The following is a 15,279-nucleotide window of genomic DNA, read 5'->3' as shown; positions in this document are numbered from 1 at the left end:
CCTATCCCTTCGCCGGACGGAACACGGGGAGGGTGATCTTGTCGTCGAGTGCCTCGAAGGCGACTTCGAGCTTCATGTCGAGCTCGAGCGCCTCCGGGGTCTGCGGGCAGTCGATGATGTTGCTCATCATCCGCGGCCCCTCCGCAAGCTCGACCACCGCGATCGCATAAGGCGGCGTGAAGCCGGGGGCGGCGGGACGGTGATTGATCACGTAGCTGTAGAGGAAACCCTTGCCGCTTGCCTTGAAGACGGAGACCTTGCGCGAGGCGCAGGACGGGCAGAACGGGCGCGGCGGGAAGTAGACATGCGCGCAGGCGTCGCAGCGTTGCAGGCGCAGTTCGCCCGCCTTGGTGCCGTCCCAGAAATGCTGGGTCTCCGGCGTCGGTTTTGGTCGCGCGCGCTGCGGTTCGGCCATGCCGGCAAGTCCTCCCAAGGCAGTCTTCCGAAGGCTTGGCTTCGGGGCCCGCCTGTTGCGATCTTGATGCGACAATTGACCATGGCGCGTCAACGGTCCAGCAACGCGCATGCATGCCATCATGCGCACAATGCTTGTGTCGCGCTGAGGCGGCGCTATAGATTGCGCGCGCAATATTCCGTGAGACAGACATGCCCGATTTTCCGACACTGGCGAAGCTCGCCGACGACCTCGAAAGCGGCCGCACCACCTCCCGCAAGCTGGTCGAGGCCTGCATCGCCAGGATCGCTGATCCGGCCGGCGAGGGCCGGCGCGCTTTCATCCATGTCGACAAGGATGCGGCGCTCGCGACCGCGGACGCGATGGACGGCTTGCGCAAGGTCAAGGCCGCGCCGTCGCGCTATGCCGGTATCCCGATCTCGATCAAGGATCTCTTCGATATCAGGGGACAGACGACGCGCGCCGGCTCGCGTGCGCTCGACGATTCCGATCCGGCGGAGCACGACGCCGCGACGGTCGAGCGGCTGCGCAAGGCCGGCTTCGTCCTGATCGGGCGGACCAACATGACCGAGTTCGCCTATTCCGGCATCGGCATCAATCCGCATTACGGCACGCCGAAGGGCGCCTGGAACCGGGCCGAGGGGCACGTGCCCGGCGGCTCGTCCTCCGGCGCGGCGGTCTCCGTGCTCGACGGCATGGCGCACGGTGCGCTCGGCACCGACACCGGCGGCTCCTGCCGGATTCCCGCCGCCTTCAACGGCATCGTCGGCTACAAGCCGACGCAACGCCGTGTGCCGCTCGACGGCGCGGTGCCGCTGTCATTCTCGCTCGACAGCATCGGGCCGCTGGCGCGATCGGTCAGTTGCTGTGCCATACTCGACGCCGTGCTCGCGAACGAGCCGATCGTCGCGCTGAAGCCGCGGCCGATCCAGGGCATGCGGCTGGCGGTGCCTACCACCATCGCGCTCGACGATCTCGATGCGGCAGTGGCCGAGACCTTCGAGCGCGCGCTGAAGACACTTTCCGATCATGGCGCCAGTATCGAACGGATCGAGATGGCGGAATTCCACGACATCGGACCGATGAACGCCAAGGGCGGTTTTGCCGCGTCCGAGAGCTACGCCTGGCATCGCTATCTCATCACCGCCAAGGGTGACGTCTACGACCCCCGGGTCTTCGTGCGCATCATGCGCGGCGAGGCACAGAGCGCGGCCGACTACATCGACCTCCTCAACGAGCGCCGTTCGCTGATCGCCCGCGTCAACGCGCGGATCGCGCCCTATGACGCGCTGGTGCTGCCGACCACCGCCAACACCCCGCCGAAGATCGCCGATCTCGCCGACGACAAGGCATTCACCACCCAGAACCTGCGCGCCCTGCGCAACTGTACCCTGATCAACATGATCGACGGCTGCGCCATCTCGCTGCCCGCCCATCGCGAGGGCGACGTTCCCGTCGGCCTGATGCTGGCGGGTGCGGGCGGCTCCGACCATCGCATTTTCGAACTTGCTGCCGGCATGGAGGCCGTAATTCGTGTTTGACCTGACTTTCACCGTCGACGCCCAGGACACCACCACGCCGCTGACGCTGGCGATCGACCAGATGGTCATCGCCGGCTGGACCGGCCGCGATCCCGTCGCGCGCGACAAGCACATCGCCGAGCTGCAAGAGATGGGCATCGCCCCGCCGGCCTCGACCCCGATCTACTATCGCGCCTCGGCACGGCGGCTGACCCTGGAAGACCGCATCGAATGCTGCGGCGGCGATTCCAGCGGCGAGGTCGAGTTCGTGCTGATCGGCTGGCAGGGCCGCGTCTTCGTCGGCTGCGGCTCCGACCACACCGACCGCAAGGTCGAGGCCTACAACGTCACCGTCTCCAAGCAGATGTGCGACAAGCCGATTGCCTCGACGCTGTGGGAGCTCGAGGACGTCATCGGCCATTGGGACAGGATGGTCCTGCGCTCCTACGCCACGATCAAGGGCGAGCGGGTGCTCTACCAGGAGGGCACGCTCGACGCGATGCTCCCCGTCGCCGACCTGATCGCGCGCGGTTTCGACGGCAAGAAGTTCCCCGACGGCTGCGCCATGTTCGGCGGCACCTTCGCCGCCAAGGGCGGCATCCGCCCCGCCGACCGCTTCGAGTTCGAGCTGGAAGACCCCGTGCTGAAGCGCACGATCAGGCACGGATATGACGTGGTGACGCTGCCGGTGCTGGGCTGATCGGCGTCGTCATTGATTGACGGGCTGGGCTCGGGTGCCCGGCGCATCCTTGAGAAGCAGCGGCCGGCTCTTTGCCGCTGCCGCCTGCGTCTCGCTGATCAATCCGGCCGTCTGCATGCGATCGATGGCGAAATCTCGCGAGCGCGTGTCGAAAGATCGGCTTGGGTAAGGTTGTCGCGCGCGCGTCGTGATGAACGCGACCTCGTCGACATCAAGGTCCGGGAGCGCCTTTCCAAAGTAGGCCTCCGCCCCGGCCGCCATTCCAAATGCACTGCGCCCAAGATAGCTCTCATTGAGATAGATCTCGAGGATCCTGTCCCGAGACAGGCTGCGGGTTACGCGCTGCATGAAAAAGATCGAGGCGATAGGGTCGATCTGCCGGTCATTTCCCGGGGAGAGCGACAGCAGGCAGCGCGCGACAGATTGCGTCACGCCGGCCGGCCGGGGTCTGCGACCAGTGCCCATGGCGAATGCAATCTCGGCAATCGGATTTAACGTCCAGGCTTCGTAGAAGTCCGGTTGCTCATACGCGATCACGGCGTCCCGGAGCAGAGGCGGGATATCGGCGAGGGGAATGGTGGCGTGCTTGGGATCGGTCCTGCACGCCGGGCCTGTCGGCGAAACCGCCGCGAGCTGAGCTTCCGTCGGAAGTCCGATGCTGTAACCGTAGTGCCAGACCAGCCAACCGGACAAGGCGAGCAGGCCGGTGCTCCCGAGCAAAAGCACAGCCAGCACCGTCTTGGCAGCAATGAAGAGAAATTTGCGCATCAGGTGCAGGCTGAAGGAGCGGGACGGGCACAAATTCGCGTTGGAACCGGACGGAATTGGGGCGGCTGGGGCCTCACGGAAATCGGGTGGTTGTTGCAGCCGCTATCTGCGACACCCACTTCCGTCATTCCGGGGCGCGCCCACTTGGGCGCGAGCCCGGAATCCATACTCCCGATCGTGGTTATGGATTCCGGGCCCGCGCCAAGAGGCGCGTCCCGGAATGACGGACGTGGATAGGATGATCGCAATGGCTATCGCCAAACGTGTTGCCGCACCTGACTCTGGAATTGACCTCCCCTCCCACGTCGACGCCCTCGACTGGTCTCAAATCACCGCCGAGCTCGACACCCAGGGCTGCGCCGTTCTCAAAGGCCTGCTGACGCCGGACCAATGTCGCACCATCGCTGCGTTCTATCCGGACGACACGCACTTCCGCAGCCGCATCGTCATGGGCCGCCACGGTTTTGGCCGCGGCGAATACAAGTACTTGTCCTACCCGCTTCCCGATCTGATCGGCGAATTGCGCCCGGCGCTCTATGCGCATCTCCACGGCGTCGCCAACCGCTGGAACGAGGCGATGGGGATCGACATCCGTTACCCCGCGCAGCACGCAGCCTTCCTCAAGCGTTGCCACGACGCGGGGCAGGCGCGGCCGACGCCGCTGCTGCTGCAATACGAGGCCGGCGACTACAATTGCCTGCACCAGGACCTCTATGGCGAGCACGTGTTCCCGATCCAGGTCGCGATCCTCTTGTCCGAGCCCGGACGTGACTTCACCGGCGGCGAGTTCGTGCTGACCGAGCAGCGCCCGCGCATGCAGTCCCGCGCCGAGGTGGTGCCGCTGGCGCAGGGCGACGCCGTCGCCTTCGCTGTGCATCACCGCCCGGTGCAGGGGACGCGCGGCACTTATCGCGTTAACCTCCGTCATGGCGTCAGCCGAATCCGATCCGGCCAACGCCATACGCTGGGTGTGATCTTTCATGATGCCAAATGAGCACAGGAATTGACGGCGGATCTGTTTGATAGCGTCGCGGAGGCGCAGCCCTCGCGTGAGGAGATCGCCGATGGCGCCGTGCTGCTGCGCGCATTCGTCAGGCCGATCGAGAGCGAGCTGATTGCCGCGGTGCGTGCGATCGTTGCACAGTCGCCGTTCCGGCGGATGACCACGCCCGGCGGTCATCTGATGTCGGTGGCGATGACCAATTGCGGCGCGCGGGGCTGGATCACCGACCACACCGGCTATCGCTACGATCCGATCGATCCGCGAACCGGCGCGCCGTGGCCCGCGATGCCGCCGGTGTTTTGCGATCTGGCGCGCCGGGCTGCGGAGCAGGGCGGGTTCACGGGCTTTGCGCCCGATGCCTGCCTCGTCAATCGTTACACACCCGGCACGCGGCTGTCGCTGCATCAGGACAAGGACGAGCTGGACTATGCGGCGCCGATCATCTCGGTCTCGCTGGGGCTGCCCGCGACCTTCCTGTTCGGCGGCATGGCGCGCAGCGACAAGCCGCGTCGTTTCCGGCTCGTCCATGGTGACGTCGTGGTCTGGGGCGGCCCCAACCGGCTCGCCTATCACGGCGTGGCGCCGCTCGCCGACGGCGAACATCCGCTGCTCGGACGGCAGCGCATCAACCTGACGTTTCGCCGGACGCAGTGATCCATCCCCTCATCCTGAGGAGCGCGCCCTTGCGCGCGTCTCGAAGGATGAAGGCCGAGCTGCGAGATACGGGCCTTTCATGGTTCGAGACGGCGCTTCGCGCCTCCTCACCATGAGGCTCACTAAGGCTTCGGCGGGTGGATGAACGCCCACGGGCTGATTTCGGAGTCCCGCGTCACCTCGACCGAGATTAGATACGGCCCGCCATGGGCGAGCGCCTTCTCCATCGCCGCCTTGAACTGATCCGGCGCGGTGACGCGCGCGGCCGCGACGCCGAAGGACTCCGCGAGCTTGACGAAATCCGGGTTGACGAGGTCGGACGCCACCACGCGGCCGTCGAAGCGTTCGCGCTGGTCGCGGCGGACATTGCCATAGGCGTTGTTGTTGAACACCAGCGTCACCACGCCGATGTTGAACTGCACGGCGGTGGCAAGCTCCTGCACGCCGAACATGAAGCCGCCGTCGCCGGTGATCGCCACCACCGGCTTGTCGGGATTAGCGACCTTGGCGCCAAGCGCGGTCGGGAAGCCCGAGCCGAGCGTGCCCTGATAGCCCGACGTGATGAAGGTGCGCGGCTCGTAGATCGGAAAGCCGTACCAGGAGGCGAAGCCGACCTGCGACAATTCATCGGTTACGATCGCGTTCGCCGGCAGCACCTCGCGCAGGATGTTCAGATATGCCATCTGCGGCTGGATGCGCTGGATTTCGGCTTGCGCGGTCGCGGTGGCGTCGCGGATCGCGGCGCGGCGGCCGGCGGTCTTGCTGTAACCGGCCCTGCTGACGGCGGCGGCGAGATCGGCGGTCGCGGCCTTGGCATCGGCGACGATAGCGGTGTCCGAGATGAAGCGCCGCATCTCGACCGGATCGATGTCGATGCGGATGCTCTTCAACCCGTCGGGCCGGTAGGGCCAGCGCGACATGGTCGGCAGCTCCAGCCGCGAGCCGATGCCGATCATGAGGTCGGTGTTCGGCCACAGCTTGTAGGCGGCAGCCATGGTCAGGCCGAGCTCGTGCGCATTGGAGACGATGCCGCGCCCGCTGCGGAAGGCGACCACGGGCGCATCGATCATCTCGGCAAGCTCGAGGATCTCGGCGCCCGCCTCGATCGCGCCGCTGCCGACGAAGATCATCGGCGCCTTGCTGTTCTTGATCAGCGCGGCCGCCTGCTTGATCATATCAGGATCGGGCAGGGGCGCGGGCAGGGGCTCCAGCACCTGCGCCGCAGCGGTGTCCGCGCGCTGGGTGAAGATATCCCAGGGCATTTCAACCGAGGCGGGCCCGCGTCGCCCGGACGTCATCTCCTGGAACGCGCGCGCCACAGTGGTCGGCGCGTTGCCGGGCGCCTCAATGCGATCTGCCCATTTCACATAGGTGCGCAGGGTCGCGAGCTGGTCCGGCATTTCGTGCAGATGGCCGCGGCCTTTGCCCAGAAATTGCGTCGGCACCTGGCCGGTGACGCACAGCACCGGCTCGTTGCAGCCATAGGCGGTGAGCAGCGCCGCGCTGGCGTTGAGCACGCCCGGGCCGGGCACCACGCTGAACACGCCGGGCCTGCCGCTGGAGCGCGCATAGCCGAACGCCATGTAGCCGCAGGCCTGCTCGTGCCGCGCGCCGATCACCTTGAGCTGGGCCTGGTGGAAGGCGTCGAACAGGCCGTAGATTTGGGCGCCGGGCAGGCCGAACACGGTGTCGACGCCATGGGCGACAAGGCCGCTTACGATCGCTTCGCCGCCGGTGAGGGTGGTCATTGCATCATTCCATTCGTGCTGGTGGTCAGGCTTCGTCGATCACACCGTTGCGCAATTTGCCGATGCCCTCGGCTTCGACCTCGACGACATCGCCAGGCTTCAGATAGCGCGGCGGATCGAACCGCGCACCGGCGCCGGTCGGCGTGCCCGTCACGATGATGTCACCGGGAACGAGCGTTGCGAAGGTCGAGATATAGCTGATGAGATAGCGGAACGGAAACATCAGTCGGCTGGTGCGATCGTCCTGCCGCAGCTCGCCATTCACGTGCGTGGTGAGATGGATATCGGCGATCTGCGATTCCCGGGTGTAGGGCACCAGCCACGGGCCGAGGCTGCCGCTGGAATCAAAATTCTTGCCCTGCGTGACGTTGAACTTGGCGTGGCGCAGCCAGTCGCGCACCGAGCCTTCATTGCACAGCGTGAGCGCCGCGATGTGGTCGAGCGCCGTGCTTTCCGCAATGTGCCGGCCTTGCTTGCCGATCACCAGCACGATCTCGCCTTCATAGTCGAGCTGCGCGGACGCGCGCGGCCGCACCAGCGGCGTGTCGTGGCCGACGAAGGAGCGGGGCGAGCGCATGAACATGCTCGGATATTTTGGGGCGTCCTGGCCGTCCTTGTACTCGGCATTGCGGTCGGGGTAGTTGACGCCGATGCAGATGATCTTCTCCGGCGCCGGCACCGGCGGCAACCAGCTGATGTCGGTGAGCGCATGGTCAGGCGCGCGACCGGCGGCCTCCTCGGCAAGGCTCGTGAGCTTGCCAGCCGCGATCACTTCGCGCAGCGTCGGATAATCCTTGGCGTAGCGCGGAGAGAGATCGACGATGCCACCCTCCAGGACAGCGCCGTAGCGGATTTCACCTTTGACGGAGTAGGTAGCGAGGCGAGGGAGCTTCATTGGCAACTCTTCATTCCCTGTCGTCCCGGCGAAGGCCGGGACCCATACCGCGGAATCTGTCGATTGGATAAGGTAGGAGTACCGAACAACGTGTCTTCGCCAAACTCCTCCCTGTGGTTATGGGTCCCGGCCTTCGCCGGGACGACGGGGAGAGAGGTCGCCGGCATCAATCCGCCACCAGCACATCCGCCACGAATTTCGGCTCGCGCACGGCCTGTCCGCTGAACGGCGAGCCCTGCTCGAACCACGAGCGCGGGGCAGGGGCGCCCCACAGCGTCTGCCGGCGCGGATCGCGCAGCGACCAGCGCAATGGCTCGTGATCGTGGTCACCGGTGAAATAATCGCTGGTATAGAGCTCGAGCCGATGGCCGTCGGGATCGCGGACGTAGAGGAAGAACGCGTTCGAGATGCCGTGGCGCCCGGGGCCGCGCTCGATGTTCTTGACGAAGCCTTGTGAAGCCATGACGTCGCAGAGATGGATGATGTTCATCGCCGTCGGCGTCCAATAGGCGAAGTGGTGCAGCCGCGGGCCCTTGCCATTGGTGATGGCGAAGTCGTGGACATTGCCCTTGCGATGCATCCAGGCAGCCGCGATGCGCCCCTGCGGCCCGTCTTCCTCCGCGTATTCGGTGAGGCGGAAGCCGAGCCGGGCGTAGAAGTCCACCGTGTCCTGCACTTCGGCGGCGAAGACGTTGAAATGGTCCAGCCGCTGCGGATGGCAGCCCCTGTACAGATCGTAGCGGCGCAGGAGGTGCGGCCGCCGGTCCATCGTCGCGTAGAGCTCGATCTGGAAGCCGAAGGGATCGGTGAATTGCAGCGTGCGGCCCTGGAACGGCTGGTCGACGAAGGCGTAAGCGAGGCCGTTCTCGGACAGGAACGCGGCCGCCCTGTCGAGATCCCTGTCGTTGCCCACCTTGAAGCCGAGCCGGTTGCAGGCCGGCACCGCCGCCTTGCGCAGCACCAGCGAGTGATGCTGATGCTCTTCCGCACCGCGCAGGTACACGACATTGTCGTCGGCGTCCTCAACATGCAGGCCGACGGTGGTCTCGTAGAATTCGCGGCTGAGCTTCAGATCGGTCACGTCGAGCACGGCATGGCTCGAGCGGATGATGTTGAAGGGCGGCTCGAAGACATGTTGCGGTACGGGCATTGCGTTTCCCTCTTTAGCTCCCGTCATTCCGGGATGCGCCGCAAGGCGCAGACCCGGAATCTCGAGGTTCCGGGTTCTCCGGGCCGCGCTTGCGCGGTCCCGTCGCCCCGGAACGACGAAGCGTTAAATTCCCAGTCTCTGAATCTTGTGCGTGCCCCGCGCCAGCGAGACGTGCTTGGTTTCCATATAGAAGTCGAACGAATAGTCGCCGCCGTCGCGGCCGATGCCGGAGGCCTTCATGCCGCCGAACGGCGTCGGCAGATGGCGGACGTTTTCCGAGTTCAGCCAGATCATGCCGGCCTCCAGTGCATCCGCAACCCGCAGCGCGCGGCCGACATCGTTGGTCCAGACATAACCGGTCAGGCCATAGCGGATGTCGTTGGCGATCTCGATCGCATCGGCCTCGTCCCGGAAGGGCAGCACGGTGAGGAAGGGACCGAACACCTCTTCCTGCGCCACGCGCATCTTGCCATGTGCGCCGGTGACCAGCGTCGGCTCGACATAATGCCCGCCGCCGGGGCCGTCATAGGCCTTGCCGCCGACCGCGATCGTCGCGCCGTCCTTCCGCGCGACGTCGAAATAGGAGCAGACCTTGGCGAGATGCCGCTCGTGGATCAGCGGCCCGATTTCAGTCGAGGGATCGAGGGGATGACCGACTTTCAGCGCCTTGACGCGCGCGGTGAGCTTCTCGATGAATTTCTCCGCAATGCTCGCCTGGATCAGCAGGCGGCTTGACGACGTGCAGCGCTCGCCATTGAGCGAGTAGATCATGAACACGACCGCATCGAGCGCGCGGTCGAGATCGGCATCGTCGAACACGATCACCGGATTCTTGCCGCCGAGCTCGAAATGCACGCGCTTCAAGGTCGGCGCGCCCTGGATCATGATCGCCGATCCCGTCGCACTCTCGCCGACGAAGCCGATCGCCTTGATCGCGGGATGCTCGGTCAGCGCCTTGCCGGCCTCTTCACCGAAGCCGTGGACAGTATTGAGCACGCCGTCGGGAACGCCGGCTTCCTTGACGAGTTTTGCCAGAATGGCGGCCGTCACCGGCGACCATTCGGCCGGCTTGTGCACGACGGTGCACCCCGCAGCGAGCGCAGGGGCGATCTTCCAGGTCGAGAGCATGAACGGCGTGTTCCACGGYGTGATGACGCCGACGGGACCGATCGGCACGCGGGTCGAGACGTTCCAATGCTCATCGCTCGGCGTGTTCTGGCCGTCTCTAGCCTCGCCGCATTTGTCGGCGAAGAAGCGGAAGTTTTCGGCGGCGCGGATCGCGGCCTTCGCCATGAAGCGATAGGCCTGGCCGGTGTCGATGCATTCGAGCACGGCGATGTCGTCGGCATTGTCCTCGATCGCATCAGCCACGCGATGCAGCAGCTTCTTCCGCATCGCAGGCCCCATGTCGCGCCAGGACTTGAAGGCCAGCGCAGCCGCCGTCGCGGCGCGGTCGATGTCCTCGGCATTGCCGCGGGCGACGCTGGCGAGCGTCGCGCCGTCGACCGGGGACTTGGTCTCGAAGGTCTCGCCTGATATCGACGGAACGATCTTGCCGTCGATCATGTGGCCGATGCCATCGGCGCGCAGCTTCTTCAGCAGCGGCGCCGCGCGGTCGCGGTTGGCCTGGAACACATCGGCTTTCGGCGTGGGCTTATCCATGGGCGGCCTCCACTTTCAGGGCGTCGTGGATGTTATTGCGCTTCCAGCTGGTGTCCTTGTCGTTGATCTGCATGTCGAACGAGAGGGCGAACTTGCTGGCGGCGAAGACGGGATCGAGATGCCGGGAGAGGGCCTGGAAGACGTGCTCGCCGGCGTTCTGACGGGTCTTGAGGTCACGGCCCTCGCCGATGCGCAGCACCATGTCGAGAAAGCCGTAATCCTGCCTGTTGTCCGCAATCGCGTAATGCTCGCACCTGACAGCGCGGACGCGGATGCCGCCGAGCGGGAAGATGCCGGTCTCGACCGCCGCCTTGCGCACCACTTCGCACACCGCGGCGATGTCGAGGCGGCCCTCGAGATTGGCCGAATATTCGATCGTGAAATGCGGCATGGCGGTTTCACTCCCTGTCTTTTTTTGTTCGCCTAGGCGAAGTAGCAGCTCACCGAGCCGTAGGCGCCATAATCGGCCTGAATTGTGTCGCCCTTGCGGGTCTCGATCGGACGGATGAAGGAGCCGGCCAGCACGACCTGGCCAGGCTCCAGCGCAAGGCCGAGCGGCGCGATCTTGTTGGCAAGCCAGGCAACGGCGGTGGCGGGATGATTGAGCACGCCGGCCGCAAGGCCGGTCTCTTCCAGCTGGCCGTTCCTGAAACAGAGCGCGCCGATCCAGCGCAAATCTGCGTCCAACGGGCGGATTGGCCGGCCGCCGAGCACGATGCCGGCATTCGCCGCATTGTCGGCGATGGTGTCGAAGATTTTTCGCGTCGCCTTGGTCTTGGGATCGACGCGCTCGATCCGCGTATCCAGGATCTCCAGCGCCGGCACCACGAAGTCGGTGGCGTTGAGCACGTCGAACATCGTGCAGTCGGGCCCGGCGAGGCGCTTGCTCATGACGAAGGCGAGCTCGGCCTCGACGCGCGTGGCGATGAAGCGCTCGGTCGGAACCAGCCCGCCATCGGCAAAGAACATGTCGTCGAGCAGCACGCCGGAATCCGGCTCGTCGATGGCAAGCGCGCTCTGCATCGCCTTCGAGGTGAGGCCGATCTTGTGGCCCTTGACGATGCGCCCCTCGGCGATCTTGACGTCGACCCAGGCCTTTTGAATCGCGTAGGCATCCGCGATTGTAATGGCGGGGAAGTCCTGCGAGAGCTGCCGGATCTGCGTGCGGGTCTTCTCCGCCTGATGCAGACGGTTCGCGCAAGCTTGGATATCCTGTTTGGAAAGCGCCATGTGTGATCTTGCAAATCGTGGTGCCCGGAAAGTACTTAACATGTTAAGTGAATGCGTCAAATATAAATTTGGCTTGCTGCACCGCAAACATTTTGCGGTTTGAAAGGGCGTCATGGCGAAGAGACCGGTTGATCCAGCCAACGCAAGCGGGCCCGCCGCTCGCCAGGTGCCGATGCGCGACTTTTCGCGCTCGCTGCCGATGTCGCTGCTCAGGGCGCGGGAGGCGGTGATGCGGCAGTTCCGCCCGTCGCTGCGCGAGCACGGCTTGACCGAGCAGCAATGGCGCATCCTGCGCGCGCTTGCGGCCATCGAGGCCGCCGAGGTCACGGAACTCGCGCGCACGGCGTTCCTGCTCGGACCGAGCCTGTCGCGCATCCTGCGCGATCTCGAGGCGCGCAATCTGATCGAGCGCAAGACCGCGAAAGCCGACCAGCGCCGCAGCATGGTCTCGATCTCCGAGAAGGGCGTGAAGCTGATGGCCTCGGTCGCGCCGTCCTCGGAAGCGATCTATGCGGAGATCACGCGACGCTTTGGCGCACGCAAGCTCGTCGAGTTGCAGGAGATGCTCGGCGAGCTCGAACACAGTCTCGCAGGGCTCGGCGCCGGCGACGAGGCAAGTGCCGAGGAGTGAAAGCAGATATGCGCGGGCGCGCGGCGACAGCCATGGACATTGCCGCATTTTTTCGCTCAAAGTGTGGTCCAAGCTGAGCGCAGCAAAAGCGGCATCCCCTTGCCGGATGACACCTGGGCGGCGATAGTGAATACCGTCCGTGAGGTCGGCGTCAGCGAAGTCAGCACCCAGAGGGCGACGGCGTAGGTTCTTGCGTCATTGTGAGCGTAGCGCGGCGATCCAGTTGGCGGTAACAGCAGGGTTGCGCTGTCGCGGCGCTCGGCGTGGTGACCAAGGTCCCAACAACAAAGAAGGAAGGCAACGTGGCGAATAAAGTCAAAGAAATCTGGAAGTCGGGCAAGGCGGTCGTCAACGCATGGCTCGCGATTCCCTCCGGCTTCTCGGCTGAGATGATCGCGCAATGCGGCTTCGACAGCGTCACCGTCGACATGCAGCATGGCGTGCAGGACTATCTGTCGATGGTGCAGTGCTTCCAGGCGATGGACAAGCATCCGGTGACGCCGATGGTGCGCGTGCCCTGGAACGAGCCCGGCATCATCGGCAAGGTGCTCGACGGCGGCGCCTATGGCGTGATCTGCCCGATGGTCAACACGGCGCAGGAAGCCAGGAATCTCGTCTCTTATTCGAAATATCCGCCGCAGGGCGTGCGCTCCAACGGCCCGATCCGCGCCGGCATGTATGGCACCGCGGGCTCCTACCAGAAGACCGCGAATGCCGACACCATCCTGCTGCCGATGATGGAGACGAAGACCGCGGTCGAGAACATGGAAGCGATCCTCGACGTCGAGGGCATCGACGGCGTCTATATCGGCCCGTCCGATCTCGGCTTCTCCTATGGCCTCGAGCCCAAGCTCGACCGCACCGAGCCCGAGATCCTCGCGATCTACGACAAGATCATCAAGGAGTGCGGCAAGCGCGGCCTCAACCCGGGCATCCATTGCAGCGGCGCCGAGGGCGCCGCGCGCGCCATCAACATGGGCTTCAAGCTGGTCACGCTGTCGAACGAAGTCGGCCTGATGACGACCTACGCCAAGATGCAGGTCAACGCGACCCGCAAGGATTCGGCGGGTAAGGCTTGAGCTTCGGTGTCCCGGACGCGGCGCAGCACGAAGTGATGCGCCGCAGAGCCGGGACCCAGTCGCTGGCGAAGCACATGACGTGACAACTAGGCCCCGGCTCAGCAGCGCACCGTTTCACGCTGCGCTGCGTCCGGGGCACGACACTTGAAGACCAAGGAGACCTCTCATGACCATCAGCCCTGTCATCCGCCTGCATCCCGATGATGGCGTGCTGATCGCGCGCGCCAGCCTGCCGCCCGGAACAGTGGTGGCCGACGGCGTGACGACGGTCGAACGCATTCCCTCCGGCCACAAGGTCGCGATCAAGCCGATCGCCGTCGGCGAGCCGGTCAGGCGCTACGGCCAGATCATCGGCTTCGCCACGGTGCCGATCGCGCCGGGCCAGCACGTGCACACGCAGAATTGCGGCATGGGCGACTTCGCCAAGGACTATGCCTATTGCGCCGACGTCAAGCCGACGCCGAATTTCGACTTGCCGGCGACCTTCGAGGGCATCCGCCGTCCGGACGGCCGCGTCGCCACGCGCAACTATATCGGTATCCTCACCTCGGTGAATTGCAGCGCGCATGTCGCTGGCCTCGTCGCCGACGTCTTTAAGAAGAATCCGTTCACCGGCGACAATCCGCTCTCCGATTTCCCCAATGTCGACGGCGTGGTTGCGCTGACCCACAAGACCGGCTGCGGCATGACGCAGAACGAGCCGCTGGCGCTGCTCCGCCGCACCCTCGGCGGCTATGCGCGGCACGTCAATTTCTCCCACGTCATCGTGCTCGGCCTCGGCTGCGAGGTGAACCAGATCGGCGGGCTCATGGAAGAGCAGAAGCTCGCCGGCCGCCTGCGCGCGATGGACATCCAGGAGGTCGGCGGCACCCGCAAGACGGTTGAGGCCGGCATCGCGTTCGTGCGCGAGGCGTTGACTGATGCCAACAAGGTGAAGCGCGAATCCGTGCCCGCGAGCGAGCTCACGGTGGCGCTGCAATGCGGCGGCTCCGACGGCTATTCCGGCGTGTCGGCCAATCCGGCGCTTGGGGCTGCCAGCGATCTCATCGTGCGTCACGGCGGCACCGTGATCCTGTCGGAGACGCCGGAGACCTACGGCGCCGAGCATCTGCTCACCCGCCGCGCCGTCAGCCGCGAGGTCGGCGAGAAGCTCGTCGATCTGATGCGCTGGTGGGACGAATACACCGAGCGCGAAGGCGCCGAGATGAACGCCAACCCGAGCCCCGGCAACAAGGCCGGCGGCCTCACCACCATCCTGGAAAAGTCGCTCGGCGCCATGGCGAAGGCCGGCACCACCAATCTCGTCGACGTGCTGCGCTACGCCGAGCCGGTGACGAAGAAGGGTTTCGTGTTCATGGACACGCCCGGCTACGATCCCGTCGCGGCGACCGGGCAGGTCGCCGGCGGCGCCAACCTCGTCTGCTTCACCACCGGCCGCGGCAGCGTGTTCGGCTGCAAGCCCGCGCCCTCGATCAAGCTCGCGACCAACTCGCCCATGTACAAGCGCATGGAAGAGGACATGGACGTCAATTGCGGCACCATCCTCGAAGGCGAGGAGAGCGTCCAGGAATGCGGCCAGCGCATCTTCGAGCTGATCCTGAAGACCGCCTCGGGCCAGCCGACCAAGAGCGAGAGCTTTGATTTCGGCGGCGCCGAGTTTGCGCCCTGGGTGTTGGGCGCGACGATGTAGGGCGACTTCGTAGCCCGGATGGAGCCAACGGGTCGGCGCGAAGCGCCGCCCGATGACAGGCTCCGCGAAATCCGGGACAACTCGATCCGCGGGTGAAGAACCCCGGATTACGCTTCGCTCCATCCGGGCTACGG

At 65.4% G+C, this 15,279-nt stretch carries 15 protein-coding genes and 1 pseudogene; 8 read left to right on the top strand and 8 right to left on the bottom strand.

Annotated elements, in window-relative coordinates; all coding sequences use genetic code 11:
- Position 1 precedes the first annotated feature (1 nt).
- On the bottom strand, positions 2-415 hold the full coding sequence (locus ACXJMY_RS10280; RefSeq protein WP_027533987.1) for a Zn-ribbon domain-containing OB-fold protein: 414 nt from the start codon (positions 413-415) through the stop codon (positions 2-4).
- 191 nt (positions 416-606) lie between these two features.
- Between ACXJMY_RS10280 and ACXJMY_RS10275 the strand changes: the two genes are divergently transcribed.
- Complete coding sequence (locus ACXJMY_RS10275; RefSeq protein WP_456619206.1) at positions 607-1,956, top strand: amidase; 1,350 nt, start codon at positions 607-609, stop codon at positions 1,954-1,956.
- Positions 1,949-2,635, top strand: a complete 687-nt coding sequence (locus tag ACXJMY_RS10270; RefSeq protein WP_456619205.1) for a DUF2848 domain-containing protein — start codon at positions 1,949-1,951, stop codon at positions 2,633-2,635. Before ACXJMY_RS10275 ends, ACXJMY_RS10270 begins: the two co-directional genes overlap by 8 nt.
- Before the next feature lie 9 nt (positions 2,636-2,644).
- On the opposite strand, the gene ACXJMY_RS10265 is transcribed toward ACXJMY_RS10270, so the two are convergent.
- A complete protein-coding gene (locus ACXJMY_RS10265; protein WP_456619204.1) occupies positions 2,645-3,403 on the bottom strand; it encodes a transglycosylase domain-containing protein in 759 nt (252 codons plus the stop codon).
- A gap of 247 nt (positions 3,404-3,650) precedes the next feature.
- Here ACXJMY_RS10265 and ACXJMY_RS10260 point away from each other — a divergent pair, with 247 nt between their 5' ends.
- Together ACXJMY_RS10260 and alkB are read left to right on the top strand one after the other, a co-directional pair.
- Complete coding sequence (locus ACXJMY_RS10260) at positions 3,651-4,397, top strand: 2OG-Fe(II) oxygenase (protein WP_456619203.1); 747 nt, start codon at positions 3,651-3,653, stop codon at positions 4,395-4,397.
- Positions 4,398-4,406: 9 nt separating this feature from the next.
- Complete coding sequence (gene alkB / locus ACXJMY_RS10255; RefSeq protein WP_456619202.1) at positions 4,407-5,060, top strand: DNA oxidative demethylase AlkB; 654 nt, start codon at positions 4,407-4,409, stop codon at positions 5,058-5,060.
- A gap of 122 nt (positions 5,061-5,182) precedes the next feature.
- On the opposite strand, the gene ACXJMY_RS10250 is transcribed toward alkB, so the two are convergent.
- From ACXJMY_RS10250 to hpaH, 6 genes are all read right to left on the bottom strand, one after another.
- Positions 5,183-6,808, bottom strand: coding sequence for a thiamine pyrophosphate-dependent enzyme (locus tag ACXJMY_RS10250; RefSeq protein ID WP_456619201.1), 1,626 nt, complete (start codon positions 6,806-6,808; stop codon positions 5,183-5,185).
- 25 nt (positions 6,809-6,833) lie between these two features.
- Positions 6,834-7,703: a fumarylacetoacetate hydrolase family protein gene (locus ACXJMY_RS10245; RefSeq protein ID WP_456619200.1), complete on the bottom strand. Its 870-nt coding sequence runs from the start codon at positions 7,701-7,703 to the stop codon at positions 6,834-6,836.
- Between the two features lie 166 nt (positions 7,704-7,869).
- Positions 7,870-8,853: a 3,4-dihydroxyphenylacetate 2,3-dioxygenase gene (gene hpaD, locus ACXJMY_RS10240; protein ID WP_456619199.1), complete on the bottom strand. Its 984-nt coding sequence runs from the start codon at positions 8,851-8,853 to the stop codon at positions 7,870-7,872.
- Positions 8,854-8,976: 123 nt separating this feature from the next.
- On the bottom strand, positions 8,977-10,515 hold the full coding sequence (gene hpaE, locus ACXJMY_RS10235; RefSeq protein WP_456619198.1) for a 5-carboxymethyl-2-hydroxymuconate semialdehyde dehydrogenase: 1,539 nt from the start codon (positions 10,513-10,515) through the stop codon (positions 8,977-8,979).
- Positions 10,508-10,906, bottom strand: coding sequence for a 5-carboxymethyl-2-hydroxymuconate isomerase (locus ACXJMY_RS10230; protein WP_456619197.1), 399 nt, complete (start codon positions 10,904-10,906; stop codon positions 10,508-10,510). The genes hpaE and ACXJMY_RS10230 overlap by 8 nt, the downstream gene beginning before the upstream one ends.
- A gap of 32 nt (positions 10,907-10,938) precedes the next feature.
- On the bottom strand, positions 10,939-11,745 hold the full coding sequence (gene hpaH / locus ACXJMY_RS10225) for a 2-oxo-hept-4-ene-1,7-dioate hydratase (protein WP_456619196.1): 807 nt from the start codon (positions 11,743-11,745) through the stop codon (positions 10,939-10,941).
- A 112-nt stretch (positions 11,746-11,857) separates the two neighbouring features.
- Between hpaH and hpaR the strand changes: the two genes are divergently transcribed.
- The 4 genes and pseudogenes from hpaR (at position 11,858) to ACXJMY_RS10205 (ending at position 15,145) form a co-directional block, all read left to right on the top strand.
- A complete protein-coding gene (gene hpaR / locus ACXJMY_RS10220) occupies positions 11,858-12,376 on the top strand; it encodes a homoprotocatechuate degradation operon regulator HpaR (protein ID WP_456619195.1) in 519 nt (172 codons plus the stop codon).
- Between the two features lie 69 nt (positions 12,377-12,445).
- Positions 12,446-12,562, top strand: a pseudogene (locus tag ACXJMY_RS10215) (malate dehydrogenase); the annotation flags it as partial.
- Between the two features lie 116 nt (positions 12,563-12,678).
- Positions 12,679-13,455 (top strand): HpcH/HpaI aldolase family protein, encoded by a 777-nt coding sequence (locus ACXJMY_RS10210; protein ID WP_456619194.1) that lies wholly within the window; start codon positions 12,679-12,681, stop codon positions 13,453-13,455.
- Between the two features lie 166 nt (positions 13,456-13,621).
- On the top strand, positions 13,622-15,145 hold the full coding sequence (locus ACXJMY_RS10205; protein ID WP_456619193.1) for a UxaA family hydrolase: 1,524 nt from the start codon (positions 13,622-13,624) through the stop codon (positions 15,143-15,145).
- The last annotated feature ends 134 nt before the right edge of the window (positions 15,146-15,279 follow it).

The sequence above is a fragment of the Bradyrhizobium sp. P5_C12 genome (genome assembly GCF_054049735.1).
The sequence above is the reverse complement of the archived record's forward strand: the minus strand, read 5'-3'. Positions and strand labels throughout refer to the sequence as shown.